The sequence below is a fragment of the Ignatzschineria cameli genome (assembly GCF_003121895.1).
GTDB lineage: Bacteria > Pseudomonadota > Gammaproteobacteria > Cardiobacteriales > Wohlfahrtiimonadaceae > Ignatzschineria > Ignatzschineria cameli.
This window is the reverse complement of sequence record NZ_QEWW01000008.1, coordinates 14,062-40,135: the sequence shown is the minus strand read 5'-3', so window position 1 is coordinate 40,135 and position 26,074 is coordinate 14,062. Positions and strand designations below refer to the sequence as shown.

Genomic DNA, 26,074 nt, shown 5'->3' with positions numbered 1-26,074 from the left:
AATTTATAGGGTTATTGTCTTAGAATCTAGAACTCTTTACGCTCTTTTACCCTAACTCACCCCTCTCCCCGATCCCTTCTCAGATCGATTCTTTCCTAAAGATACTCGCCTGATTAGAGCTCATCGAGATCGTCATCAAGAAGAAGGTCATCAAAGCTATCAAGATCAAACTCTTTCGCAAGCTTCTTCTGAAGTGCTCTCTCTTCCCTGATCGCCTCAATACTTCTCCAGGCTTGAGATTTACTTCCCTTTACATCACTAACATCGGGGACATCTTCTTCAATGATATCCTCATCATCTAATAAATCATCATCGTAATCGCTAGACATCGCTAAACTCCTTTAAAACAGCAAATATTATTTTCTCTGCATGCTTATATAATATTTAAAAATAAATGCAAGACTTTTCTGATAATTTTCTCTCTAACTTGCCCCAAATCGCTCCTCAACGTCCTATCCCTATCATCAATTCTCTTCTGTACGATAGAAAGGGTAAAACAGTCAGTTACAGGAATGCATCATGGATCAAAAAATATTTTTTAGAGCCTATTTTTACAATCTAACTACAATAGATAAACCCTATAAAAAATAGCGACTCTATTCACGCCCTTAAAGCTGTCCCTAATATGGAGTTTCTATCCTCAAAGACAAGTATCTGAACAAAAAAGAGTCACTCATTGATAGATCTCTTTCATCCCTCCCCCTATTTAAGAAATAGCGCTCAATAAAAATATGTCTCCCCTTCTAATTACTATAAAACACTATAAAACTATAAAGAATCGTCAATTCCAGATACAATACCTTCAATTTCAACCAAATAATTTATAAATTATTTATAAAATATTCATAAAGATTTATTGAATATTCAATACTGCAAGTTGTTGAAAATAAGTAACGTGACTCAATCTCAATCTCAATCTCAATCTCAATCTCAATCTTCACATTGAGTTTCACATCGAGCTTTTAACAATCTCATAACCCCAAATTAAAAGGAGCTATTTAGATATGATTTCAGGATTTGTTCTTACAGAGAATCGTCTACACCAGATCTCAATTCAAGGTCAAGATGACTTTAGAGATGAGATGATCTGGATCGATCTCGTCGACCCCACCGATGAGGAACGAGAGCTCGTCGAAGAACATTTTAAACTTGAGCTTCCGGAGAAAGCTGAAATCAAAGATATCGAAGCTTCTGCCCGCTTCTATGAAGATGAGGATGGACTCCATGTTCACAGTTTCTTCCTCAATGATTTTGATAATAGTGCTCGCAATATTACAGTCGCCTTCTCTATTAAAAATAATCGCCTCTTCACCATTCATGAAGAGGATCTCTCTGCTTTTAGACTCTATCGACTACGTGCAAGACAAGTGCAGTTAGAACTCACCGATGGCAAAGTGGATGTGATGAATATCTTGATCGGGCTTCATGAGACCGCAATTGAGCATGTTGCTGATGTTTTAGAACGAATCTATGCCGAGCTTGAAAATACAAGCCCATATGTTTTAGCACTTGATGATAAAGAGAGTGAGAAGGAGAAGAAAGGAGAAAAACGACGCCGCTTAGAATCTCAGGATGATGAGAGCGATAAAGAGCCAACAATGGAAGAGGTGCTTCAAAACATTGCATTACAGGAAGATATGAATGGAAAAGCGCGACTCTCCTTAATGGATACCCGCCGCTCCTTCTCCTTTTTAATGCGCACACAGTTACTCAGCGAGCAACAAAAAAGTGATGTAAGGGAGATTTTACAAGATCTAGAATCATTAACCGGGCACACAACCTTTCTCTTTGATAAGGTCAACTTCCTACTCGATGCCGCTACAGGAAAGATCTCATTAGAGCAGAGCCGCATTATCAAAATCTTCTCAATCGCGTCAGTTGTCTTTCTTCCCCCAACACTAATTGCCAGTATCTATGGGATGAACTTCCCAATGCCTGAGCTCAACTACGCAATTAGCTACCCGCTTTCGATCGGGGCTATGATTCTCTCTGGAATTGCACCTTATCTTCTCTTTAAACGTAAGGGCTGGCTCTAAATCAGGTCATTATTGTAGTCATATACAATAGTCATATCAAAAAGAGAGAGTCTATCGATGATGAACTCTCTCTTTTTTTCCTTCTGCAGATCCTTTTCTAAAGATACTTATTTAAGATCATCCCTATTAACAATGCCTGACAATGCCTGACAATGCCTGCAGCAATGAAGCGTAGACTCTCAAAATCATTCAATCAATGGCATCTGCTTCAAACTAATTTTACTGAGAATCACCTTCAGATAATGCCCCTACCGGAATAACTTCTCCCTGCTCTACAATCATATCTAAGACATGCTTCACAGCGCCCTCTTCAGCTTCATACTCTTTTAGACGAAGGCGGTACTCATAATTCTCTGCCGGCACAAACCCTTCAATCTCTCCGGTATAGGTCTCCCAGTCACTATTTTTATCTTCCCTGACCTGCAAACATCCTGCCGCCTGCTCTTCACAAAGGATTCGCTCTGCCGAGATATAGTAGAAGACACGCTCATAAGGCTTCGCTTTAATATCGAGATACTCCCCCTGATCTAACTCTACAGGTAGATAATGAGAGACTTTTTCTCCCGGGACTGTTCCTACTAAATAGAGCGCATCACCCTCTCTTACCATCTTAGGGGTTGCGATAATAAATTGTGAAATTCGCTCATCCAGTTTTTGAAGCTCTGGCTCACATGCCATCATTGTTGAAGCTAAAGCAGCACCACCGCGCCCCTCTTTTACTCTAAATGCCCCATTCTCTTTAAGGTAGACCTGCCCCATCAAGGTATTACATCCTCCTTGTACAGAGAAGTGATGCTCCTTCTGATCTAATACCACTTTTACATCATGCTCTTTCGATAGGGGTGTAATATTCAATGTCTCCGCTGCCACGCCAAATAGTGTAATGCTACTTCCTAGTAATCCTGCAACGGCGATCTGACGCCATCTAGTGCTACAGCTGCTTAATTTCATTGCCTTTTCCTCTTATTGCCTAAAAGAATATAATAGATCACTCAAACATCGAAAGATGAAAAAGTACCCTCTATCGATTGTAGCACGCTTTTCTTTACCACTAACAATCACGATTAGCACCGTGCTTCTCTAACTTCATTGCGCTATTATTAAACAATCCCAAAAATAAAGATGACAAATGAAATTTATTTCGTATAATGACAATCCTTGTTTAAGAGGAAGCTCAGAAACAAGAATAGCGGAGTGGTAGTTCAGCTGGTTAGAATACCTGCCTGTCACGCAGGGGGTCGCGGGTTCGAATCCCGTCCATTCCGCCACTATTTTAAAATATAGAGTTGTAAAGAGTTGCATAGTTCTTCAAGAGTGATTAGAATAGCAGATCGTTAGGTGAAGCAATAAGATCGCAAAATCGATTAACTCCCTAACTAACTTTATATTAGATATTATCTAACACGGAGTGGTAGTTCAGCTGGTTAGAATACCTGCCTGTCACGCAGGGGGTCGCGGGTTCGAATCCCGTCCATTCCGCCATATTTTTAAGTTGTTAAAGATCTTTTAAGATATTTAGCAAAGCTATTTAGAGTAGCAATTCTAATCTCGGAGTGGTAGTTCAGCTGGTTAGAATACCTGCCTGTCACGCAGGGGGTCGCGGGTTCGAATCCCGTCCATTCCGCCATTATCAAAGAGCCTAGATTGAAAAATCTAGGCTTTTTTGTTATCACTAAATTCTATTCTGCTCTTCTAGCTTGCCGTAGCTTGGGCTTTTAAATCTTATTTCATCTGATACTCGATAGGAGAAGCCATATGAAGCACCTCCCTAGCCCACAGCTTTTCAAACTTACTACCCCCATTAAACTCATTAAACTCATTAAACTCATTAAACTCATTAAACTCATTTATATGATATCTACTGTGATGCTCTTCATCACTATTCCTTCCATAGCACATGGATGGCACACGATTTCTACCCCCTCCATCACCGATCAACAACAGACAGAGATTTGGGGTAGCTATGCTAATGGCTGTATCGATGGCGCTATTACGATCCCCACCACAGGATTGAGCTATCAACAGGTAAGACCTAGCCGTAATCGCCACTATGGTACGCCACAAATGGCAGATTTTATCGCAGCAATCGACCGATGGGCTCTTAGAGAGAATCAGATTCTTATTTTTGGCGATATCTCACAACCTCGCGGAGGACCTGCTAACTTTGGGCACGCGAGCCATCAAACTGGCCTTGATATCGATATCTGGTTTGAAGATCGCCATGAACCACTTCCTCCGTCACTCATTGAGAAGCTGGTAACCCCTTCTGTTGTTAACCCTAAAACAGGAACCCTCAATCAACATTGGTGCCCATTCTATCGCGATCTACTCTTCTATAGCGCGACGGATCCCCGCACAGAGCGAATTTTTGTCAATCCTGTCATAAAAGCAGCACTCTGTCATAGTGAAAAAGATCGAAGCTGGCTACGAAAATTGCGCCCTTGGTTTGGCCATGATTCCCACTTTCATATTCGGCTACACTGCCCTAAGGAGAGTCAAGGTTGCATTGCTCAAGCACCAATTCCTCAAGGTGATGGCTGTGATCAAGATTTACAAAATTGGGTTAATGATCAGATCAACTGGCATCTGAATCCCCCTAAAAAATCAGCGTCTACAAGAGCAAAAGTCCCCAAAATATTACCGAGCGAATGCCAGGTTATAAAAACAGAGTAGAGAGTTGCTTTATGAGACTATTTTCGGTAACTTTACCCCTCTCGATTCGTTTCTCTCTAAACACGTTTCAATGAGTCTATCAAATAAGGACATATCAATTGTGACTAATAAAAAAGCCTCTATCATTGCTATTATTGCCGTTGTCATTATCTTTATGATCTATGATCGCTTTAAGCCCCTGTCGGAAGAGAAGATCATTGCCAAGCAAGGGATTGCAACTCTCTATCTTGATAATAGCTACAAAAATATCGATTCCACACAAGCGCCGGCAGGCACGCTTTTAGCACAATACTCTAACCGACACGACATGACAGTAATGGTAACAGGTAGCCACTTAACAGAAGAGGAAGCGAAAGATTCCCTTGAACGATATAGTGAAAGATTGATCGCTGATGCACCTGCTGGAGCAACAGTAGAGATACTTGAGATTCTCCCGCAACCAGAGGAGATCTACTACACCATTACTGTGCCACAAAAACTTTATACCTGGCAGCGATTAAAGCGCGATAATGACCAACTGACCGTTATTGCGGTGACCTCTGAAGAGGAGACTCCTAAAGTTGACCCTCTGCAGATTCTTAAAGAAGCCCAATTTGGTGCCTACTAGTGTCAAAATCGAGCAGATCCACAACAATATACACCACAAGGGTCTACGCAGAGAATAATCGCAATTAGGACTTATACTTTGCCTCTCTGATAGAGGATAGATTATAAAAAGGGAAGCATTACGCTTCCCTTTAACTTTGCCTTTAAACTTTAATTTTAAACTTTAGCTTTAACTTTAACTTTAACTTTCAATAGAGTCGCAACACTTATAATACTCTATCCTGCTAGCAACCTATCAAGAGTTAACAGCTGATTAAAATAGTTTGATTAACATAACTTTTACGAAAGAGAATTAATATCCCCAAGCGCCCCAGGCAAAAGGTCCATCGAAGAACATCCCATTATCCCATGCCATATCAGCATTCGCCCAAGCAGCCATCTGCTCTGCTTGCATCTGATTCTCTTCACGATAATCTTTCCAAGCCATATTGTAGCAAGATTGGAAGAGCGGATTATTCACTGCTGCGACATATTTAGCCTCAAAAACTTTACGTTCAGCTGCGGTTAAGTGACCTACATTCGGCATCTCTTTCATCAACTCCGCAGCTTGTGGACTACATTGTGAAGCTAATGTAACTTGTGTCTCTAACATCTGTGCCGCTTGCTCTTTTGCCTCTGCCGCCTTTTCTGCTGGCGTCACCGCACATGCAGCAAGAAGCACAATAGCTGATGATAAAACTGCAACTTTCATAATCGATTTCATATTAAATATCCTCTATTTAAAGTAAATGTGAAGTACTTTCTATGCTCACTTCTATGCCCAATCGGGCAACTTCAAAGTAGTAGCGACCTATCGCAAAATTAAAATCCTTCAAAACCTTACGTCCGATCCTGACAGTGCGATCTCAACGCTCAACAACTTAAAATTCTAAAATTAAGACTTAAAGATTAAGCATTAAACTCCCAATAATTCATTAATAACTTATTAACATTCCACTAACAATCCATTAATAATTCATTAACTTTAACATTATTTTACCATTACTACGATAGTAGAAAATAGTCTCCATGATGCCAAAGCTCAAATAGAACTCAAATAGAATTCGAATAGAATTCAAATAGAGCACAAATGAAAACCACATAGAGATCAAGTAGGATTAAATAGGAATCAAGAAGAAAGTAAATTTGGCAGACACAAAAAAGGCAGCGCCCTTAAAAGACGCTGCCCTACATCAATCATCTACTATCTATTCTCAATGGATACTCGATTGATCAATTCATTGATTTGAATAGTGATGGTTATTGATCGATCTCGACGAGCAGATCCTCTGCTTCAACCACATCTCCTTTCTCAACAAGGACGCGCTCAATTGCGCCAGAAGCTTCTGCACGGATAGTTGTCTCCATCTTCATCGCCTCTAAGGTTACAATCGCATCACCCTCTTTCACAATATCGCCCACTTTAACATGAACTGTTCCAACAACGCCCGGCATCATTGCCGCAACATGATAGGGATTTCCCTTCTCACGCTTCTCTCTGAGAGGAAGGTCGGAAGCTAATTCATTTTTAGGAATTGAGAATGCACGAATCTCTCCATTGAGCTCAAAGAAGACATTACAATGCCCTGTTGCATCAGGAAGTGAGATCGCTAATAGCTTAATCAAGAGATCCTTACCCTGCTCTAACTCTACGGTATGATATGTATCTTTCTCAGGTCCGTAGAAGAAGATTTTTGAAGGAATATTGGAGACATTTCCATACTTCTCTTGATGCGCCTTAAAGGCTTTAAAGACCGCAGGATACATCAGATAAGAAGCAAGATCTGTCTCAGAGACTTCATAGCCTAATGCTGCCTCTAGATTCTCCTTCTCTGCAACTAGATCAACCGGTGGAAGATGCGCCCCAGGACGCCCCTCGATCGGTTTCTCCTCTTTTAAGACTTTTGCTGTGATATTCTCAGGGAATCCACCCTCTGGAATACCAAGCTCACCCTTTAAGAGCCCTACAACAGATTGTGGGAAGGCAATTTCTCGATTAGGATCTAATACATCTTCGGCAGTAATATCTTGCGTAACCATCATTAAAGCCATATCACCAACAACTTTGGAGCTTGGTGTTACTTTAACAATATCGCCGAGCAATTGATTCACTTCCGCATAAGCCTTAGAGACCTCATTCCAACGAGGCTCTAACCCCATCGAACGCGCTTGCTCTCTTAGGTTAGTATATTGTCCGCCCGGCATCTCATGATTATAAACATCAGAGGTTCCTGAACGTAGTGTTGATTCAAAAGGCGCATAGATCGAGCGAACACCTTCCCAATAGGTAGAGATCTGATGCATTGCATCAACATCGATTCTAGAAGCGCGCTCACTTCCTTTTAATGCATGAATAATTGAACCCATCGGCGGCTGGCTCGTCAATCCAGAGAGACTATCCATTGCCGCATCAACTGCATCAACTCCCGCGTCAACAGCCGCAAGGACTGAGGCTGCCGACATACCTGATGTATCATGTGTATGGAAATGAATCGGTAATTCAATCTCCTCTTTTAGAGCTTTTACTAACGCTCTTGCCGCTTCAGGACGACAGACTCCCGCCATATCTTTAATACCAATAATATGCGCGCCGGCCTTCTCCAACTCTTTTGCTAATTTCACATAGTAATTGAGATGGTATTTAGGACGCTTCGCATCGAAGAGATCTGCGGTATAACAGATGGTGCCTTCAACTAACTTTCCGGACTCTAAAACGCTATCGATTGAGATGCGCATATTGTCAACGATATTGAGAGAGTCAAAGATACGGAAAAGATCAATCCCCTTCTCTGCAGCTTGTTTTACAAAGTATTGAATGACATTATCGGGATAACTGGTATAACCCACCCCATTGACGCCTCTTAAGAGCATTTGGAAGAGTGTCCCCGGAATCATCTCTCTTAGACGAACCAAGCGCTCCCAAGGATCCTCATTTAAGAATCGCATCGATACGTCAAAGGTTGCGCCGCCCCAGCACTCTAAAGAGAAGAGTTCCGGCATTAATTTGGCATAATAAGGGGCAATTTCCCATAGATCATGGGAACGCATTCTTGTAGCGAAGAGCGATTGATGCGCATCACGCATTGTGGTATCGGTAATCAATACCTCTTTCTGCTCTCGCATCCACTCAGAGAATCCTTTAGGACCTAACTCTAAAAGAAGATCACGTGAACCTTTGACCGGCGCGCCCTCTCTTCTCTCTATTGCGCCTCTCTCTATTTGTGGCAAGATCGGTTTAATAAAGTGTTTAGGGATTGAGCGTCCCTCTAACTCAGGATGGCCATTAACGGCAACATCCCCTAAAAATTTCAAAATAGAATTCGATCGATCTTGACGCTCTTTAAGATCGAAGAGCTCAGGATTTTGATCGATAAATTTGGTTGTATAATCCCCGGCAATAAATTTAGGGTGATTGATCACATTCTCAACAAATGAGAGGTTTGTAGAGACACCTCGGATACGGAATTCACGAAGCGCACGATCCATTCTCTCAATCGCTTCTAGATCATTATTGCCCCAGGTTGTGACCTTCACTAAAAGTGAATCATAGTACGGAGAGATCACAGCACCAGAATAAGCTGTTCCGCCATCAAGACGAATCCCAAATCCTGCCGGTGAGCGATAAGCAATAATTGTTCCGGTTCCAGGAAGGAAGTTATTAGCGGGGTCTTCTGTCGTCACACGACATTGAAGCGCACTGCCTTTTAGCTTAATCTCTGCTTGAGGAGGAACAACCATCTCAGATGAGCCAATCTTTGCACCCTCTGCTACCTGAATCTGTGCCTTCACAAGATCAACACCGGTCACCTCTTCGGTAACAGTATGTTCTACCTGAATACGGGGATTGACCTCAATAAAGTAGAATTGTTCGGTATCGGCATCCATTAAGAATTCAACCGTTCCGGCATTACTGTAGTTAACAGCCTTCCCTAACTTCAATGCACTTTCGCAGATCTCTTCACGCTTCTCTTGAGAGAGATAAGGGGCCGGCGCACGCTCAACAACTTTCTGATGACGACGCTGTACCGAACAATCTCGCTCCCAAAGGTGAACAATATTGCCATGTTGATCCCCAAGAAGCTGAACTTCAACGTGGCGCGCGCGTTCAATCAGTTTCTCAAAGTAAACCTCATCATTTCCAAATGCAGCGAGAGATTCACCGCGTGCTTCACGTACTGAATCCATCAAGGTTGATTCATCATAGATAGCCCGCATTCCGCGACCACCACCGCCCCAGCTCGCTTTTAGCATCACCGGATAGCCGATCTCTTTCGCAATACGCTTAATGGACTCTTCATCACGAGGAAGCGCTTCAGATGCCGGCATCACAGGGACACCTGCCGCAATCGCCGCATTTCGAGCAGCTACTTTATTTCCTAAAGTATTTAAAACATCATAGGAAGGACCTATAAAGATAATGCCATTTTCTCGGCAAGCCTTGGCAAAATCTGGATTTTCCGCTAAGAAGCCATAACCTGGATGGATCGCATCGGTATTGGTCTCTTTCGCAATACGGATAATATCCTCAATATCGAGATAAGCTTCTAAGGGTAACTTCCCTTTGCCTACCACGTAACTCTCATCAGCATTAAATCGATGTGCAGCACGCCGATCCTGCTCCGCATAGATCCCTACGGTTTTAATCCCTAGCTCTGCTGCAGCACGGATAATACGGATAGCGATCTCGGAACGGTTCGCGACTAAAATCTTTTTAATCTTTCTATCTGATGATGATTCTACAGACATAGGTCTTCCTCCATTTTAAGTTTGTCACTTTAATATTTTTATATTGCCTCTGTTAGGCGCTACCTATTTTGTTTCACATTTTAAACTACACAAACACTACAACAATACAACAAACCCCCTCTCTTTCATAATATTTTCTCCTTATTGATAAAAAAATTAACGATTAAATCGACAATAAGAGACACAATTATTCATTAAAACTAGATAAATTGATAAGGATATATTGTTAAAGAGGTAGCGGATATATCATAAATCGAAGGGAATTGCCTAATCGCTCTCTTTTTCTTCTAAGTACTATGATGAATAATAATTGTGATCCGTGATGCCAATTGCGCCAAAAGATCACAATGAGCAATAGCCTATCACCAATCAGCTGTTGACCTATGATCGCGCTAACCACAATATGGTCAACCAAAAATTGATCTATCACTAACCTGTAAACAAAAACTGAATGAAATGAAGAAAAATAAAACAAAAGAAAAACTGAAATTAAAAATAAAATGGGATAAAACAGATTTAATAAAAATTATTCAATAAAATAAGGTTTATTTAATTTTAAATAATTCTACAAACAGAGAACTATTTAGGTAAATATTTCCCATCATTTACCACTTCGTGTAAAATTTTATGCTTAGCCATTAATATTGAGTTATAGCCTTAAGTAGAGCTCAATTATGACTTTAGATGGCGTACAATCTATTTTTAGCGCATCATGTCGCTTCTTATTGAGATTTCAATCTCATACTTATGACGATTAACGATTACATTATGGCAAATCACAAAAATCATCTATTTCGGTTTACCTCTAATCAGAATGGGAAGGAGACACTCCATGGTGAGACGCGTCTTGATCGTTTCTACCCCTTCTCAAAAGATAATCGCCTAACAGTGATGGTTTGGAATATCTATAAACAGCAGAAATTGAATTGGCTGCCTATTTTAACCGAGTATGGAAAAGATCGCGATCTCATTCTCCTGCAGGAAGCAAAAGCCTCTGAAGAGCTGATTCAATTCTCTAAAACCCACTTTTTGGTGGGGGATCAAGTGCCGGCAATTGAAATTACAAAAGATGCTTACGGCGTTATGACACTCGCCTCAAGCTATCCTCTCTACTCCCGCCCTTTTCGAACAACAGAACCTTTTTTACGCCTAGCAAAATCAGCGCTAGTTACGGTCTATCCGCTCCATGATAAGCGACTTCTGATGGTCGTTAATGTTCACTCAGTCAACTTCAGCTTAGGGGTAAAGATTTACCGCGAACAGATTCAATCGATTGCTGAACATGTTATCAATCATAATGGACCTGTCATCTTCGCCGGTGATTTTAATACTTGGAGTCGCAAGCGCCGTCATCTCCTCTATCTCTTCACTCGAAGAATGGGGTTAAAACCGGTGATTTTTAATGATGATTATCGCAAGGCTTTTTTTAATTCCCCACTCGACTTTGTCTTCTATCGTGGATTACGTCTAGAAAAAAGTGAAGTAATTAAGACCGATGCCTCCGATCACAACCCTCTTTTAGTCGATTTTAGACTCTATTAACAAATAGTCGGTAATGGGTTCAATAGAGTAATAGATAATTGGTAATTGGTAATTGGTAATTGGTAATTGGTAATAAATTAAAGCTCATGCTTATGAGAGATAAAGAGGGTATCGATCTTCTCTAAACGGGCTAATAGTTCTGCATAATCATTTGCACGAACTTTTAGCGTCATTTCACAGTTGACGCCATAATTCTCTGCTACTTTAGTTGCATTAAGATCATTGATCACGTGATTGACCTCATTCGTTGCCGGATAGTCAAAAGTGAAAGTAACATCGAGTCCTATTGTTTTCGTTACAATATTTGCACTCTGTAGTGCATTACGTGCGCCCTCCTGATAGGCAGAGACTAATCCCCCCGTACCTAACTTAATCCCGCCAAAATAGCGCACGACAATTACTAAAACATTAGTTAACTCAAAGGAGCGGATTTGCCCCAAAATAGGTCTTCCGGCAGATCCAGAGGGCTCTCCATCATCATTAGCTCGATAATGTTCATAGCGCTCACCTAAGACATAGGCGTAGCAGACATGACGAGAATCATTATAACGTTTACGATATTCATCAAGCAGTGTGTCGATCTCCTCTTCAGAGCTGACCGGCAGAGCGAAAGTGATAAAGCGACTACGTGAGATTACAAACTCATCTTCACTCATGGCAGTTATCGTCTTATACTGATCACTCTTCATCTTGCACTCTCCCAAAATCCCTACAACTCGATCAATCTCTTCACCGCTATCTGTAAAGAGAATCAATAAAATAGGGAGTGATTATACCATATCGCGACCCTTCTCTATCCCTAAATAGAAATCGGGTATACAGGGATGAAAAGAATAAAATAGGCTGAACGCTGCCGGAAATCACTATCGCGTACTTCCATAAATCACATGCCGGTAGTAGGCGATACTCCATCATCCCCAAAAAAATTGATTCATTAAAATAGGAGAGGCTGTTGAGTTGCCGGATCTCACTATCTCGCTCTTCCAAAGATTACGCGCCGGCAGTGAGGGCTCTTCTATCGCCGGAAAAATGATTGATTTATTGAAGTAAGAGCGGTGGATGAGTTGCCGGATTTCACTATTCAATGTTCTTCTATCGATCCCATGCCGGCAAGAAGTATGACTTTAGTGCCATTAAGATCGGTATCGAAGATGCCGATTGGCGGGCATGCAGGGGTTAAAAGAACGAAATAGTCGGTTCCCGCCACTCCACAGCTTCTCTTAAGAATAATTCATTAAATATCATTGATCAAAACGAAATAGGTCGAACGCTGCCGGATCTCACTATCTCGCTCTTCCAAAGACTACGCGCCGGCAGTGGGGGCTCTTCTATCGCCGGAAAAATGATTGATTTATTGAAGTAAGAGCGGTGGATGAGTTGCCGGATTTCACTATTCAATGTTCTTCTATCGATCCCATGCCGGCAAGAAGTATGACTTTAGTGCCATTAAGATCGGTATCGAAGATGCCGATTGGCGGGCATACGGGGGGTAAAAGAACAAAATAGCCGGTTCCCTCCACAGCTTCTCTTAAGAATAATTCATTAAATATCATTGATCAAAACGAAATAAGCTGAACGCTGCCGGATCTCACTATCGCGCTCTTCCAAAGACTACACGCCGGCAGTAGGCGATCTTCCATCGTCGGAAAATGATTGATTTATTGAAGTAAGAGCGGTGGATGAGTTGCCGGATTTCACTATTCAATGTTCTTCTATCGATCCCATGCCGGCAAGAAGTATGACTTTAGTGCCATTAAGATCGGTATCGAAGATGCCGATTGCTGGCATGCAGGGGTTAAAAGAACGAAATAGTCGGTTCCCGCCACCCCACAGCTTCTCTTAAGAATAATTCATTAAATATCATTGATCAAAAGAGAATGAAAAAAGGCGAGACTTAACACTCGCCCTTCTACTGATCTCGCTGACAATAAACTTACAATAAGCTGACCGCTCTTAGTTATCTATCACGACTTTTACTATGCTTTCGCCATTGCCGCTTCATAATTTTTAAGAGCGAGCGCAAGACGTTTTCCTGCCTCTTCTGCACTCTCTTCGGTCACCGTTGCAAAGGAGAGACGTAGCGTATTATCTTCCGGCGTACCGACATAGAATGCAGCACCAGGAACAAAGACAACTTCAGCATCAATCGCATGCTTTAAGAGTTCGGTCGCACTCATTCCTTCTGGCAATTTAGCCCAAAGGAACATCCCTCCTGTTGGCGCTTCAAAGGTGATCTTTCCATCAGTATGCTTCTCTAAAGAATCGATCAGATGCTGACAACGCTCCTGATAGGCTTTAGAGATCTCCTTAATTCTCGGTTGAAGACGACCACTCTTAAGATAGTTTGCCACAATCAGTTGCGATAAAACGGGGGTATGGAGATCCACCGATTGCTTACAGATTACAATCTTCTCTCTAATCTTACGACTTGTAACAATAAAACCTAAACGAAGCCCCGGTACCAACACTTTAGAGAATGAGGAGAGATAAACAATATGCTCTTTCTCCTCTTCACTCTTAACTAAGGAGTAGATCGGCTTGGCAAGCTGATCTGTAAAACGGATCTCTCCATAAGGATCATCTTCAAAGATCACAAAGTTATGTGCCATCGCTAACTTCAAGAGACGCTCACGCTTCTCCAAAGAGAGTGTAGATCCCGTAGGATTAGCAAAGGTTGGTACAATATAGAGTGCTTTAATCGGCCCTTTTGCAAGACGCGCCTCTAAAGCATCAATATTTAATCCCTCTGGACCACCCTCAATATCCTCAACTGTCGCACCAGTTAATTTAAAACCTTGAATTGCAGCGAGGTAAGTTGGGCGCTCAACTAAAATCACATCCCCTTCATCAAGAAAGGTTCTCGAGATAAGATCAAGCCCTTGCTGTGATCCACTTGTAACCACAATCTCATCACACGCAGCATCGATACCACGATCTTGAATCAGCTTAACGATCTCTTCTTGCAATACCAACTCACCATCGGTTGTACTGTATTGATAGGCGCTGACCTCTTTCGATTCAATCACCTCATTAAGAGCGGCATTAATCCCCTCCATATCGAACATATCTGCTGCCGGAATTCCCCCCGCAAGTGAGACGATATTCGGCATCTTGCTATATCGTAAAAGATCTCTCACTATCGAGCTTTGCGATCCTTGAATTCGCTTTGCAAACAAACTTTCGATTCCAGCCATAATCAGCTCCTACTCCTCAATTTTCTAGTCTTAATTAATAAAGTGTATCTACCTGTAACTATCTATACTATCTGTACTATCTGTACTATCTGTACTATCTATTGATAATTTATATACAGGTATCTATCAGTATACATAGGCATATATAGGTATATATAAAATATAGAACTTCTAACTCATCTCTATAAATTCATTTAAGCAACATCAATGCGCTCAATACCTGATTGAACAGATCAAAATTGATCCCGTCAATGAGATATCGGTCGGAAAATGATGAACTTTGCTATACTAATGTAGCAGATAAACTCAACCTTAGAAGGACTTTTTTAAGGAAGAAAAAATCGCGAGTAAAATCACTCAAAATTGTTTTTATCTAGCACAATTCTTAAAATGAATCTGATCGATATAACCCCAACTAAGAGCAACTAACAACTGCTTAATCCCATTTCGATCACACAATAAATAAGGTCAAAGAGACCGCTTTCTCTCTACCAATTCATCGATTATGCAGGGGATCTCCTCTTATGAGCTTTCATCTCTACTACTCCAATCATCTCGATACATTACAATATATTGCCGGCTATATTACTCAAGTAGACCCACAAGACTCCCCTTTTGAGCAGGAATATTTCCTGGTCCAAAACTTTGGGATGGCAAGATGGATGCAGATAAAGCTCGCAAAACAGCTCGGGATCTTAACTCAAGCGGAATTTCTGCTACCCTCCAAAATGTTGATCAACCTTCTAGAGCGAATCTTTACCAAGGAGGAACTTGAAAAGCACCCGATTGAGCGCCTCTCCCAGGATCAACTCTTTTGGCCATTAGTCAAAATTTTACAAGAGATTGTTGAGTCGAGAGATGAGCGTGAACAGCAACAATATCAACCCATTTTGCAATATCTCGATAAGTATCAGCAGCAAACAGAGATCGAAATAGCAGCATTAAAAGCGGATGATAATAGACTTCCGGAAGAGCAATATCGAGCCATACTCCATCTCGCAACTGAGCTTGCCGCGATTTTTGATAAATATATTGTCTATCGAAGTCAATGGATCAATGCCTGGAGTCAAGGTCAACTAGCACCGCCCCATTTTGATGAATCGCTCCCCCCCAATCTTGAAAAGTGGCAAGCTTCCCTCTTTGAGCGCCTCTATAATAGTTTAGGTAGACCGCGCCACTTAGGCATGATGCATCCCCTTATTGAGCAGAAATTGGCAGATCCCAATATTAAAGCGCATCTTCCTAAACGGATCTTTATTGTTGGGCTCAACTCGCTTCCCCCACTCTTTCTAGAGTTAATCGTTCAATTTTCAAAAGTGATCGATATTCATCTCTTCTTCAATAATCCATCCCAATATTATTGGGGGGATCTGATTAAAGGTCATTCCCCTAATTTCAACTACTACAACTTCTTCACCCAACATGAGAGCGCTGTCGATCCCCTCGCACCCCACTTGCCGGCAGCAATCGATCAGCTCGATGAACATTGGCAAAATAGCTACGGTCATCCGCTTCTTGCCTCATTAGGAAGAGTCGGCCGAGATCATCTCCATCTGCTACAACAATATGATGGCACACTAGAGCTCAATATTACGGAAGCTTTCGCTGAGCCTGAGGTGAATAACCTTCTCTCTAAGATTCAGCATGAGATCTACCATCTTCGCCCACTTCGAGAAAGTGAGCCATTTCGACTCTCTGGTAATGATCGCTCTATTCAGCTACATATCAACTATAGCCCGATGCGAGAAGTAGAAGCGCTCTACAATCAGATTTTACGAGAATTAAATGAAAATCCCGATCTCTCACCGGAAGAGATCGTGGTTATGACCCCCGATATTGAGCAGTATGCCCCCTTTATTGATGCTGTTTTTGGAAGCGCTCCGAAAGAACGTTATCTCCCCTACTCAATCTCCGATATCAGCCTTAAAGAGAGCGATACAATCTTTTCGGCTCTCTTACAGATTCTCGCACTACCTGAAAGCGCATTTAAAGCGAGTGATCTCTTAACATTCCTTCAACTGCCAGAGATTATGGAGAAATTTGATTTTTCCGAATCTGATATTGCGCTCATTCAATTTTGGATTAGTGATGTCAATATTAAACAAGCGATCGATGGACTCCATCTCACAGAAGAATTAGCACTCCCCTACAATGATCAATTTGAGTGGGATATCAATACATGGCGCTGGGGATTGCAGCGAATGCTACTCGGTTATGGATCGACGCGCACCGCTCTATTACACACAATAAGCGATGAACAAAAGAGGGGCGATAAAGCGCTTAATAGTGCAATGCATCTTGATGAAAAAGAGTTTCATCATGCAGAACATGCGCTCCTTCCTTACCCCTATATTGAGGGGAAAAATGCAGAAATTTTAGGACGACTCTGCCATCTGATCGACCTTCTTATCGAAACAAGAGAGAGATTAACGGGTGCAAGAACAATTGCCGAATGGCTTCTTATTCTGCCGGAGATTTGGCAACGATTCTTTACCCTCTCTGCAGCCCATCAAGATAAGCTCCACTTCACCCAAAAGATCTGGCAAAACATCTTATCTGGAGCGATCTCTCTCGACTTTACCACGCCACTGCCTCTCAATGCCCTCGTTCCCCTTCTAGAACAGAAACTTTTAGAGGAGAAGCCTGAACAGAACTTTATTCAAGGGAAGATCACCTTCTGCTCCTTTATTCCTATGCGAACCATCCCCTTTAAGATGGTAGCTATGATCGGAATGAATCAAGCAGATTTCCCTAAAGCCTCTATTCATCATAGCTTCGATCTAATGCAGTATCAGCGCATGCGCGGTGATCGCCAACGAAGCAGTGATGATCGCTACCTCTTCTTAGAGGCGATTCTCTCGGCAAAAGAGATTCTCTATCTCAGCTATATCGGTCGCTCTATTCAAGATAATAGTGAGCGTCTCCCTTCACTTTTAATCGATGAACTACTTCGCTATATCGATCAAATCGCCGAAACAGAGGATCAGCAATCGCCAGCCAAAAGCATTACGTTTGAGCATCCTATGGCACCCTATAATGAGAAGCTTTTCACCCCAGACTCACCAATTCAAAGCTTTCAGAGTGAATGGGCGCTCTCCCATGATATCACCGACTTCTACCATGCACCCTATCAATATCACACACTGATAGAGAACTATCAGAAGGCTCAGGAATTGACGCCATTGACTGAGATCTCCCTTCATACGCTCATTAAGTTTTACCAAGATCCGAGCCAATATTTTGCCGAGCATCGCCTAACAATCCCCGCCTATAGTAGTCAAAGTAATACCATTGAAGATGATGAGATCTTCTCTATTCAGAATCACCTAGAGCTCTATCAATTCAACCAACGCGTCACAAATGATCTACTGCAAGAGGTACTAGCTCACAAGGAGAAAACAGATGAAGTGACTGTTGCACAATATGCCAAACAGCTCTTTAAGCGCTATCGCTTAGAAGGGTCACTCCCCAAATTTGCCTATGGTGATCTGCTATGGGAGGAGAAGCGTCAACTCCCCATCCTTCTTGCTACAAAATTATTAAATGCACAATACCCTTATGGGCAGTGGCGCAGTGAGCGTTTCCAAAGTGGGATTACCCTCTATGGACAGTTGCCGGAACTCAACCCTGAAGGCTTGCTCATTATGTGGGATGTTGGCGAGTTTAATGAAAAACGGCGAATTGCTGCCGCCATTACCAATCTCTTCTATCATGCAACCAAAGAGACTGATCAGCTCGATGAGAATCTTGTCTACTTTTCCCGTAAAAAAGAGAGCATTGAAGAGCATCGTCTCCCCTACTATCCACAAAGTGATGCAGCTGAACTCCTGACCCATCTCATTGATGGCTTTCTCTATGGAATTAGCGCACCGATTCCTTTCTACTATACGAAAGATTATAAACCCGCCTTTATCGATCCCTCATTCCTAGAGGCATTAGAATTATTGCAGCAGATGCTTCCACTCTTTAGTGATGAAATCAGGGATAATTTTAAAGGCGATTCTAAAGGTGGTTCTGAAGAGGGGGCTGAAGATAACTCAGCAGATAATACTGGAAATAGTTCTCAAAATAGTTGGTCGCCACAAACCTTTGCGCTCATACTGCAAGATGAGCACTATATCGACTCATTGCCGATCGCTACCCGAAACCTTTTAAATAGGGTAAAATCATCTCTCACGATTCAACCAGCCTTTGAGCGACTCTTTTTCGATAATGGTCCTAAAGAGATGCTCGCTTTCTTCCTTTTCTATCACCACTATCTTCGTGAGTTAGTAACCTATGAATGATGATCAGCAGCTACTAAAAGAGACGCAATACCCCACATCAAAATATGATTATGATGGGATTACTGGCGTCTGGCTTCTTATCCCCCCTAAATTTCATCTGCTTATTTTAGCAATCCTCTTACCCCTGATTTTATGGGTCTTTCCCCATATTAATTTTAAAGGGAATTTCCGCTATATCTTTGCCGATTATCGCTACTATTTAGCAGGTGGCATCTCCCTCTTCTTTATCGCTTCAGCGCTCTTGAGCATTATTAAAGCAAAGCAAGTTGGCGGAAAGGTTCGCCCGACCAGTAATGTGGGCGCCCAAGTCGTTCCTAAAAAAGGACGTGCTACCAAAAGAACTCCCTTGCGCCAATCAACACGCCAATTAACACCTAAAGCGGGAGAAAGCAATATCAAGCCGACGGCAGGATCAAAACTAACCGTTAAAAAGAGTAAAGTCACCACAGTAAAAGAGAAGATCACGCAACCGAGTCAGGCGAAAAATCTCTCCAAAGAGAGTGATTCAACCGGAAAAAAGCGAAGAGTGACGCTCAATAAGACAAACAGCAATCATTCCCCAAAACAGAGCTCTCCTAAAAAAGGAAAAAGTACAACGGCTAAGGGGAGTAATAGCGATAAATAACACCGACATATAGATGTCTAGATATATGAATGAACGAATTGACGAATAGACGCATGAAGATATTATTAAATTATATAGAAGTTATATATAGAAGTTATATCGACACCTCCATATACCCAATAATATACCCAGTGATATCCCCAATGACTTTAAGACACAGATCACGACGATAGGAGTCAACCTCACAATGCAAAAGATGATCATTATCAGCGGATTATCGGGATCAGGAAAATCGATTGCACTACAGACCCTCGAAGATGAAGGGTTTTTCTGTATTGATAATCTTCCCATTACCTTTATTCCCCGCTTTTTAGAAGAGATTCAACAAAAAAATAATATCCGCAAACTCGCTATCGGCGTTGATGCTCGAAGTTTTCCTGAGGATCTTGCGGAAGCTGAAGCGATTCTCTCCCTTATTGAACAGAAGCTAGCTGTTAGGCCTAGCATTCTCTTTTTAGAGACAAGTGATGAGATCCTCGTTAAACGTTATAGTCATACTCGCAGACGCCACCCTTTAACAACGTCGCAAATGACCTTAATTGAGGCGATCACTAATGAGCGTGAACTCCTCTCACCACTCCGAGCTCAAGCTGATATCATTATCGATACTTCCCATCTCAATGTTCATGAGCTACGCGCCATTCTAACGAATCAGCTCTTAGATAAATCTCAAAAGAAGCTTTCTATCTCCATTGTCTCATTCGGTTACCGAAATGGTATTCCGCTCGATGCGGACTTTGTTTTCGATGCCCGAATGTTAACAAACCCCCATTGGGTTGCTTCCCTTCGAGAGTATACTGGGCTTGATCAGGAGATCATCGACTTCTTTGCAACAACCGATGATATTCAAGCCTTCTACCAAGATATTGAAAATTTTATCTTAAAATGGTTGCCGGCTTTTAAACAGGGAACTCGCTCTTATCTCACCATTGCTATCGGCTGTACAGGAGGTAAGCATCGCTCTGTCTATCTTGCACAACGACTCTTTGAGAGATTACAAGAGGATGATCATGTCTTAGTTAAACATCGTGAAATTAATGTCTAGCAATGTTTAATTCTTTAATTCGATAATAGTTAACTCAATGGGGTTTCGATTCAAATCTCGATCAGGGTTTTATCCTAAGAATTCCGATCTAAGATTTCTAAACAATACTACCCCTCTCCTTTAAAATGAATTACGAAAGCACCACACGTTTATCCCCTTTCATATCATCAATCACAAGAAGGAACTGAATATGTCGCAACAAGCACAACTTATTGATGGAAAAGCATTTGCTGCTCATCTACGCCAAACAATCGCCGAGCAGACAAAAACAATTGAAGCACAACACGATATTCGCCCAGGTTTAGCGGTAATTCTTGTTGGAGAAGATCCGGCAAGCCAGGTCTATGTCCGTAATAAAGAGAAATTTGCTCTCGAATGTGGCTTCAAATCTGAGACTTTCCGTCTCCCAGAAGAGACAACGCAAGAGGCGCTTCTCACCTTAATCAATGACCTTAACCAAGATTCAACCATTCATGGTATTCTTGTGCAATTGCCTCTTCCCAAACATTTTAATGAAGAGGAAGTCCTCAATGCGATCAATCCTCTCAAAGATGTAGATGGGTTCCATCCTGTCAATATTGGGCAACTCTCCATTGGTCAGCCTTATCTTATTCCCTGTACGCCGCTAGGGTCATTACTGCTTCTCCAAGATAAGCTAGGTAAAGATCTTTCTGGTAAACATGCCGTTATTGTAGGACGTTCCAATATTGTTGGAAAGCCGATGATGCAGCTGCTTTTATCTCAGAACTGTACAGTTACTATCGCACACTCACGTACTAAAGATGTTGCCGCGCTTTGTCGCGAAGCAGATATTGTTGTCGCTGCGGTTGGAGTTCCTAAATTAATCAAAGGTGATTGGATTAAAGAGGGCGCAACGGTGATTGATGTCGGTATCAACCGTATTGAAGAAGATGGAAAAACACGCTTAGTGGGCGATGTAGACTTTGACGAAGCGGTAAAACGCGCCGCATATATCACTCCCGTCCCTGGTGGCGTCGGCCCAATGACAATTGCCTGCTTGCTTCGAAATACCTTAACGGCGATGTGTTTACAAAATAAGATCGAAGATCCTAATAAGCTCTAATCGCTAAAAGCAGACACATTACCTCAATCTGGTATCGAATACGATATCAACTCAACAGAAATTAAAGCCTCTCTGTTTCTATCTAGAGAGGCTTTTTTATCTCCGTTTTCAGCATGTGATTGATGGAAGAACGCGATAGTAAGATCCGGCAGCGTTCAGCCCCTTTTCAATCGATCATTCTTAAGAGAATCTATGGAGCGGCGGGAACCGACTATTTCGTTCTTTTAACCCCTGCATGCCCGCCAATCAGCATCTTCGATACCGACCTTAATAATATTAAAGTAATACTTCTTGCCGACACGCGATCAGTGGAAGAACGCGATAGTGAGCTCCAGCAGCGTTCAGCCCCTTTTCAATCGATCATTCTTAAGAGAATCTATGGAGCTGCGGGAACCAACTATTTCGTTCTTTTAACCCCTGCATGCCCGCCAATCGGCATCTTCGATACCGACCTTAATAATATTAAAGTAATACTTCTTGCCGACACGCGATCAGTGGAAGAACGCGATAGTAAGATCCGGCAGCGTTCAGCCCCTTTTCAATCGATCATTCTTAAGAGAATCTATAGAGCGGCGGGAACCGACTATTTCGTTCTTTTAACCCCTGCATGCCCGCCAATCGGCATCTTCGATACCGATCTTAATAGTATTAAAGTAATACTTCTTGCCGGCGCATGATCGATGGAAAAGCGCCAACTGCCGGCGCGTAATCTTTGGAAGAACGCGATAGTGAGATCCGGCAGCGTTCAGCTCTTTATTTAACCAAAAAAAATCCATAACAGTAGGATGAGCTACTGTTATGGAAAGTGTGTTGCGATTTCACTCAATCGCATCAGCTGAATGGAGAAGGCCTGTGATGGGAACCTTCTTATCCGATTTAAATCGGTATTATTGTTATAGTTATATTCATAGGACCATATATTCAGGTTGATGCTCTAAGCGTTAATTTTAATCCATTAACTCTGATTGATTAAACGCGAGCATAAGGCTCTAATCCTAACGCCATCCGACCATTTTTTGTTGCGATATTGATCGCCTCTTCAAGATCTGTATAACGACAACCAGTGATAAGAAGTTTTAACTCTTCCCACATATCACCGTCACTAAATGGCAACATATAGTCAGCAATATTATCTGTCCCAACCGCAACTGGAATACCTGCTTTAGCTAACTCATCTGCCGGCGTAATTGCATTTCGTGTCGGACCATGATCTTCGCGTCGTGGGCTATCGATCCAAGCAAAAGGGCAAGCAATTACCATCATCTTAGCATCAAGCATCTTCTGATAGAGCATTTGACGATATGCTTCATCATGCGCCGTAATAGAGATACTATGGATCGCTACAACGCGCCCTTCCATACCGTGCTCAATCGTCTTATCGGCAACTAACTCAGTCTCTTTCTCTTCTTTAGAGTTAAACTGATCCACATGCACATGCACCATCTTTCCTTGAGATTTTGCCGTTTGAAGGAGAACATCCATATGCACCGCATCCATGCCCTCACCATGATCACGAAGATCACGACGTGGTAATCCACCAATAATATCTACTTTCTCAGCACCCTTATCGAACCAGTAGCGAGCTTCTTTATCAATCACCCCTTTTAGAGTCTGATTCACAAGCTTGATTGTAATATCACCTTCATAATTTTTTCTTGCACGAAGCGCTGCATTGATCGCACGCTCTTCAACAATCGGATCGACATCAATAAAGCTACCAACAGCAGTAACTCCCTGCTCAATCATCCGCTCAATACCCATGGAGAATTGGCGATAGTAATCCTCTTCTGTCATATTGTGCTTAATGCGATCTAATGTATCCCACTTCTCTACTAATGTCTGTGTCTGATAAACCTCAAACCCTTCATAATCGATTGTAAAGGCACGATCTCCATGCATATGCGCATTTACCCAACCACCATTTTCACGAATACTATTTAATAGATACGCTTTCAAGCTTCTTGTATCTGTATAGATGCGATGTTCTTTTGCCACTAATGTTGTCATGAAAATCTCCTTTCCTTAATGTCGATAATATCTCTGTCACTGCTATTAGTAATAGAAAATTGGGAGAAAAATGTAGAAGTCTCTCTGCTGTTACCTCTAATCTCTTCCTTGTCCCTCTTCTGACTACCCTCTTTGCCACTACTTTTCTTGAGGCGAAAAAAAACCTCCATTGGAATAACGGAGGTTTTTAACAATTATTTTGAAGAATGAATTTAAGATCGATAAAGCTAGAAAAATGAAATGAATTAACTGGAATAGAAATATCTGCGATCTGCATCATCCCTACTTCAGCTCTACCATTCATTCGTCGCTTCATTCTCTTCCTCAATTTCATCATCGTTTAAACAAACGAGTACATTCTAAGGGGTAAAAAAATAAAAGCAATCTTTTTATATTTTTCTGTGAGATTTTATCGACACTTCCTAATATCAAGTTCATAAAATAATACTTAAAAGTGATTTCTAGCAATGATGCTAACCGTGATGCTTGAAAATATTATGCCTAAATTATGAATAAGAAAATTGTCTAGCTCTCGAGTCTAAAAGAGGATTTTGGAAATGCTCATTATCGCCGAATATTAGGGTGATCTCCCCAATTGAGCTTCTCTCTTAAAATAGAGAAATAATGATAATTTTTAGAGTGAAGTAGTGTTAAAGGATGAGTGGAAGGCTCAATCGTTAATCGTTCTCCATCAGAAAGGGAGAAGAGCTCTTGCCCATCACATGTCACATGAACGGCCTCTTTCTCTCGATCACTTGTTACAACTTCAATTTCACAATCTGCCGGGATTACTAAAGGGCGATGGCTAAAAGTATGGGGGCAGATAGGGGCGATAATAATCGCCGGTAGCGTAGGATACATAATAGGCCCACCTGTTGAGAGCGAATAGGCGGTTGATCCCGTAGGTGTGGCAATAATTAAGCCATCTGCACGATAAGTTGAGAGGTAGCGCTGATTGACATAAACATCAATCTCAATTAATCGAGAGAGCTCTGTTTTATGAATTACTACATCATTCATTGCGTAGGAGCGCAATTGTTGATCGATAGATGCCTTCAATAAAAAACGCTCCTCATAAACAACATCACCTTCTAAAATAGTTCGAAGATGAGTATGGAGCATCTGCTGATCAATATCAGTTAAGAACCCTAGTCGCCCTAAGTTAACCCCTAAAACAGGGATATTGAGCTGGTGTACCTTACGCGCAATTCCTAAAAAGGTACCATCTCCCCCAAAGGCGATAATCAGATCACAAGTCGATATCTTCTTAAGGAGTGCCGAGGGATAATTGAGTCGTTGTCGATATTCAACATTATTGACCTCAATTGTTGTGGCACCACACGCCTCTATCACCTCTTTAGTACGTTGAACCGCTTTTTGAATCTCATCCGATTCTCGATTACTTAGAATTAGGGCGATTTTTTGAAATTTTCTCATATTTTGTGCTATTGTAATTTCATTTGATATTGAATTAATATTGGATTTATAGCATAGCATGATCGCTTATTCATCTTTAAGCTACAAATATATCTGACTGCGCTAAGATCCTCACACTATCAAAAAAGATAGGCACTAGTTTAATTCTATTCCAGAATTAACTCACTACCTCACTCAAAACAGTTAAAATCTGCTCTTCTTAGAGCGGATCACTTCTCTATTTTCAGTAAGTTAGTGAAGAATAATGGCTATCAGAAGATTAAACCAGTTTAACCGTAACCTGTTAAAACTTCGAGGTTATTGGTCAACCGATCTTACTAAAACAATGTTCAAACCAATGAATCAGGCCCTATTTACTTGAATTATCCAAAACTGCAAAGATCACTACAAAATGACTACTAAGAGAAATATTTGCAAGTGTAATATTCACAAGCTCATCAGTCATTTAAGATATTGAAAGGCAACTAATCGGAGAATGAGAAGAAGCTATCTCTTATCAAAATCAATTCTACAAACTACAAACGCAACAAAAATGCCAAGTAGAAATAGCGAGTAAAAATAACGAGTAGAGATGCAGATAAAGTTAGCAAAAGCATTCGATCATCAGCTTTTCAGCTTAGTTAAGGATATAATTTGAGGATATGGTTTAAGAATATGATCAAAGAAGAATTGATCTAAGGTGACCCATTACAGGACTTCCTAAAATTAGATTTCCTAAAATTAGATTTTCTAAAATGGGGGTTACTAAAATTCATTGAGATTCATTAAGACTCATTGAGATTGAGAAATTGTCGCAAGGTCATATCAATAAATG

The 26,074-nt window shown here is 41.4% G+C and carries 19 protein-coding genes and 3 tRNA genes; 13 read left to right on the top strand and 9 right to left on the bottom strand.

All coding sequences use genetic code 11. The features are described from left to right. Window positions 1-113: 113 nt before the first annotated feature. Window positions 114-329 (bottom strand): PA3496 family putative envelope integrity protein, encoded by a 216-nt coding sequence (locus DC077_RS08965; RefSeq protein WP_109202343.1) that lies wholly within the window; start codon window positions 327-329, stop codon window positions 114-116. 675 nt (window positions 330-1,004) lie between these two features. Between DC077_RS08965 and corA the strand changes: the two genes are divergently transcribed. Next, a complete protein-coding gene (gene corA / locus DC077_RS08960; protein ID WP_109202344.1) occupies window positions 1,005-2,036 on the top strand; it encodes a magnesium/cobalt transporter CorA in 1,032 nt (343 codons plus the stop codon). Between the two features lie 219 nt (window positions 2,037-2,255). Here corA and DC077_RS08955 read toward each other — a convergent pair whose 3' ends face one another. Further along, window positions 2,256-2,987, bottom strand: a complete 732-nt coding sequence (locus DC077_RS08955; protein ID WP_109202345.1) for a DUF4377 domain-containing protein — start codon at window positions 2,985-2,987, stop codon at window positions 2,256-2,258. A gap of 240 nt (window positions 2,988-3,227) precedes the next feature. On the opposite strand from DC077_RS08955, the gene DC077_RS08950 reads away from it, so the two are divergent. The 5 genes from DC077_RS08950 (at window position 3,228) to DC077_RS08930 (ending at window position 5,316) form a co-directional block, all read left to right on the top strand. Further along, window positions 3,228-3,304, top strand: a tRNA-Asp gene (locus DC077_RS08950). A 137-nt stretch (window positions 3,305-3,441) separates the two neighbouring features. Then, window positions 3,442-3,518 (top strand) — tRNA-Asp (locus DC077_RS08945). A 68-nt stretch (window positions 3,519-3,586) separates the two neighbouring features. Continuing rightward, window positions 3,587-3,663, top strand: a tRNA-Asp gene (locus DC077_RS08940). A 224-nt stretch (window positions 3,664-3,887) separates the two neighbouring features. Beyond that, window positions 3,888-4,709 carry a penicillin-insensitive murein endopeptidase gene (locus tag DC077_RS08935; RefSeq protein WP_157953529.1) on the top strand — a complete coding sequence of 274 codons (822 nt, stop codon included), beginning with the start codon at window positions 3,888-3,890 and terminating at the stop codon, window positions 4,707-4,709. 100 nt (window positions 4,710-4,809) lie between these two features. Further along, entirely contained in the window at window positions 4,810-5,316 is a 507-nt protein-coding gene (locus DC077_RS08930; RefSeq protein WP_109202347.1) for a hypothetical protein, read from the top strand. A gap of 291 nt (window positions 5,317-5,607) precedes the next feature. Here DC077_RS08930 and DC077_RS08925 read toward each other — a convergent pair whose 3' ends face one another. Together DC077_RS08925 and DC077_RS08920 are read right to left on the bottom strand one after the other, a co-directional pair. After that, a complete protein-coding gene (locus DC077_RS08925; protein ID WP_239990252.1) occupies window positions 5,608-6,018 on the bottom strand; it encodes a hypothetical protein in 411 nt (136 codons plus the stop codon). A 536-nt stretch (window positions 6,019-6,554) separates the two neighbouring features. Then, the gene (locus tag DC077_RS08920) at window positions 6,555-10,040 is read right to left on the bottom strand and encodes a pyruvate carboxylase (protein ID WP_109202348.1); all 3,486 of its coding nucleotides are present in this window, start codon (window positions 10,038-10,040) and stop codon (window positions 6,555-6,557) included. A 747-nt stretch (window positions 10,041-10,787) separates the two neighbouring features. Here DC077_RS08920 and DC077_RS08915 point away from each other — a divergent pair. Continuing rightward, window positions 10,788-11,582 (top strand): endonuclease/exonuclease/phosphatase family protein, encoded by a 795-nt coding sequence (locus DC077_RS08915; protein ID WP_109202349.1) that lies wholly within the window; start codon window positions 10,788-10,790, stop codon window positions 11,580-11,582. A 77-nt stretch (window positions 11,583-11,659) separates the two neighbouring features. On the opposite strand, the gene DC077_RS08910 is transcribed toward DC077_RS08915, so the two are convergent. After that, entirely contained in the window at window positions 11,660-12,271 is a 612-nt protein-coding gene (locus DC077_RS08910; RefSeq protein ID WP_109202354.1) for an IMPACT family protein, read from the bottom strand. 392 nt (window positions 12,272-12,663) lie between these two features. Continuing rightward, window positions 12,664-12,789 (bottom strand): hypothetical protein, encoded by a 126-nt coding sequence (locus tag DC077_RS11100; RefSeq protein ID WP_275663937.1) that lies wholly within the window; start codon window positions 12,787-12,789, stop codon window positions 12,664-12,666. Between the two features lie 468 nt (window positions 12,790-13,257). On the opposite strand from DC077_RS11100, the gene DC077_RS10895 reads away from it, so the two are divergent. After that, window positions 13,258-13,425 carry a hypothetical protein gene (locus tag DC077_RS10895; RefSeq protein ID WP_157953526.1) on the top strand — a complete coding sequence of 56 codons (168 nt, stop codon included), beginning with the start codon at window positions 13,258-13,260 and terminating at the stop codon, window positions 13,423-13,425. A 133-nt stretch (window positions 13,426-13,558) separates the two neighbouring features. Here DC077_RS10895 and DC077_RS08905 read toward each other — a convergent pair whose 3' ends face one another. After that, complete coding sequence (locus tag DC077_RS08905) at window positions 13,559-14,776, bottom strand: aminotransferase-like domain-containing protein (protein ID WP_109202400.1); 1,218 nt, start codon at window positions 14,774-14,776, stop codon at window positions 13,559-13,561. Window positions 14,777-15,300: 524 nt separating this feature from the next. Here DC077_RS08905 and recC point away from each other — a divergent pair. The 5 genes from recC to DC077_RS08880 all read left to right on the top strand — a co-directional run bounded on the left by recC (window position 15,301) and on the right by DC077_RS08880 (window position 22,493). Beyond that, a complete protein-coding gene (recC, locus tag DC077_RS08900; protein ID WP_109202401.1) occupies window positions 15,301-19,062 on the top strand; it encodes an exodeoxyribonuclease V subunit gamma in 3,762 nt (1,253 codons plus the stop codon). Next, window positions 19,055-19,687 (top strand): hypothetical protein, encoded by a 633-nt coding sequence (locus tag DC077_RS08895; RefSeq protein WP_109202402.1) that lies wholly within the window; start codon window positions 19,055-19,057, stop codon window positions 19,685-19,687. Before recC ends, DC077_RS08895 begins: the two co-directional genes overlap by 8 nt. 187 nt (window positions 19,688-19,874) lie before the next feature. Continuing rightward, window positions 19,875-20,732: an RNase adapter RapZ gene (gene rapZ, locus DC077_RS08890; RefSeq protein WP_109202403.1), complete on the top strand. Its 858-nt coding sequence runs from the start codon at window positions 19,875-19,877 to the stop codon at window positions 20,730-20,732. 190 nt (window positions 20,733-20,922) lie between these two features. Beyond that, window positions 20,923-21,816 carry a bifunctional methylenetetrahydrofolate dehydrogenase/methenyltetrahydrofolate cyclohydrolase FolD gene (gene folD / locus DC077_RS08885; RefSeq protein ID WP_109202404.1) on the top strand — a complete coding sequence of 298 codons (894 nt, stop codon included), beginning with the start codon at window positions 20,923-20,925 and terminating at the stop codon, window positions 21,814-21,816. A gap of 122 nt (window positions 21,817-21,938) precedes the next feature. Beyond that, window positions 21,939-22,493, top strand: coding sequence for a hypothetical protein (locus tag DC077_RS08880; RefSeq protein WP_109202405.1), 555 nt, complete (start codon window positions 21,939-21,941; stop codon window positions 22,491-22,493). Between the two features lie 292 nt (window positions 22,494-22,785). Here DC077_RS08880 and DC077_RS08875 read toward each other — a convergent pair whose 3' ends face one another. Together DC077_RS08875 and DC077_RS08870 are read right to left on the bottom strand one after the other, a co-directional pair. Beyond that, window positions 22,786-23,823: an amidohydrolase family protein gene (locus DC077_RS08875; protein ID WP_109202406.1), complete on the bottom strand. Its 1,038-nt coding sequence runs from the start codon at window positions 23,821-23,823 to the stop codon at window positions 22,786-22,788. Window positions 23,824-24,387: 564 nt separating this feature from the next. Next, on the bottom strand, window positions 24,388-25,260 hold the full coding sequence (locus DC077_RS08870; protein WP_157953525.1) for an NAD(+)/NADH kinase: 873 nt from the start codon (window positions 25,258-25,260) through the stop codon (window positions 24,388-24,390). Between the last annotated feature and the right edge of the window lie 814 nt (window positions 25,261-26,074).

Coding starts and splice junctions, on each gene's coding strand:
- corA (WP_109202344.1), top strand. CDS start 1,005: ATGATTTCAGGATTTGTTCTTACAGAGAATCGTCTACACCAGATCTCA.
- DC077_RS08905 (WP_109202400.1), bottom strand. CDS start 14,776: ATGGCTGGAATCGAAAGTTTGTTTGCAAAGCGAATTCAAGGATCGCAA.
- DC077_RS08880 (WP_109202405.1), top strand. CDS start 21,939: ATGGAAGAACGCGATAGTAAGATCCGGCAGCGTTCAGCCCCTTTTCAA.
- DC077_RS08870 (WP_157953525.1), bottom strand. CDS start 25,260: ATGAGAAAATTTCAAAAAATCGCCCTAATTCTAAGTAATCGAGAATCG.
- DC077_RS08955 (WP_109202345.1), bottom strand. CDS start 2,987: ATGAAATTAAGCAGCTGTAGCACTAGATGGCGTCAGATCGCCGTTGCA.
- DC077_RS08935 (WP_157953529.1), top strand. CDS start 3,888: ATGATATCTACTGTGATGCTCTTCATCACTATTCCTTCCATAGCACAT.
- folD (WP_109202404.1), top strand. CDS start 20,923: ATGTCGCAACAAGCACAACTTATTGATGGAAAAGCATTTGCTGCTCAT.
- DC077_RS08895 (WP_109202402.1), top strand. CDS start 19,055: ATGAATGATGATCAGCAGCTACTAAAAGAGACGCAATACCCCACATCA.
- DC077_RS08910 (WP_109202354.1), bottom strand. CDS start 12,271: ATGAAGAGTGATCAGTATAAGACGATAACTGCCATGAGTGAAGATGAG.
- rapZ (WP_109202403.1), top strand. CDS start 19,875: ATGCAAAAGATGATCATTATCAGCGGATTATCGGGATCAGGAAAATCG.
- DC077_RS08915 (WP_109202349.1), top strand. CDS start 10,788: ATGACGATTAACGATTACATTATGGCAAATCACAAAAATCATCTATTT.
- DC077_RS08875 (WP_109202406.1), bottom strand. CDS start 23,823: ATGACAACATTAGTGGCAAAAGAACATCGCATCTATACAGATACAAGA.
- DC077_RS08965 (WP_109202343.1), bottom strand. CDS start 329: ATGTCTAGCGATTACGATGATGATTTATTAGATGATGAGGATATCATT.
- DC077_RS08925 (WP_239990252.1), bottom strand. CDS start 6,018: ATGAAATCGATTATGAAAGTTGCAGTTTTATCATCAGCTATTGTGCTT.
- recC (WP_109202401.1), top strand. CDS start 15,301: ATGAGCTTTCATCTCTACTACTCCAATCATCTCGATACATTACAATAT.
- DC077_RS08920 (WP_109202348.1), bottom strand. CDS start 10,040: ATGTCTGTAGAATCATCATCAGATAGAAAGATTAAAAAGATTTTAGTC.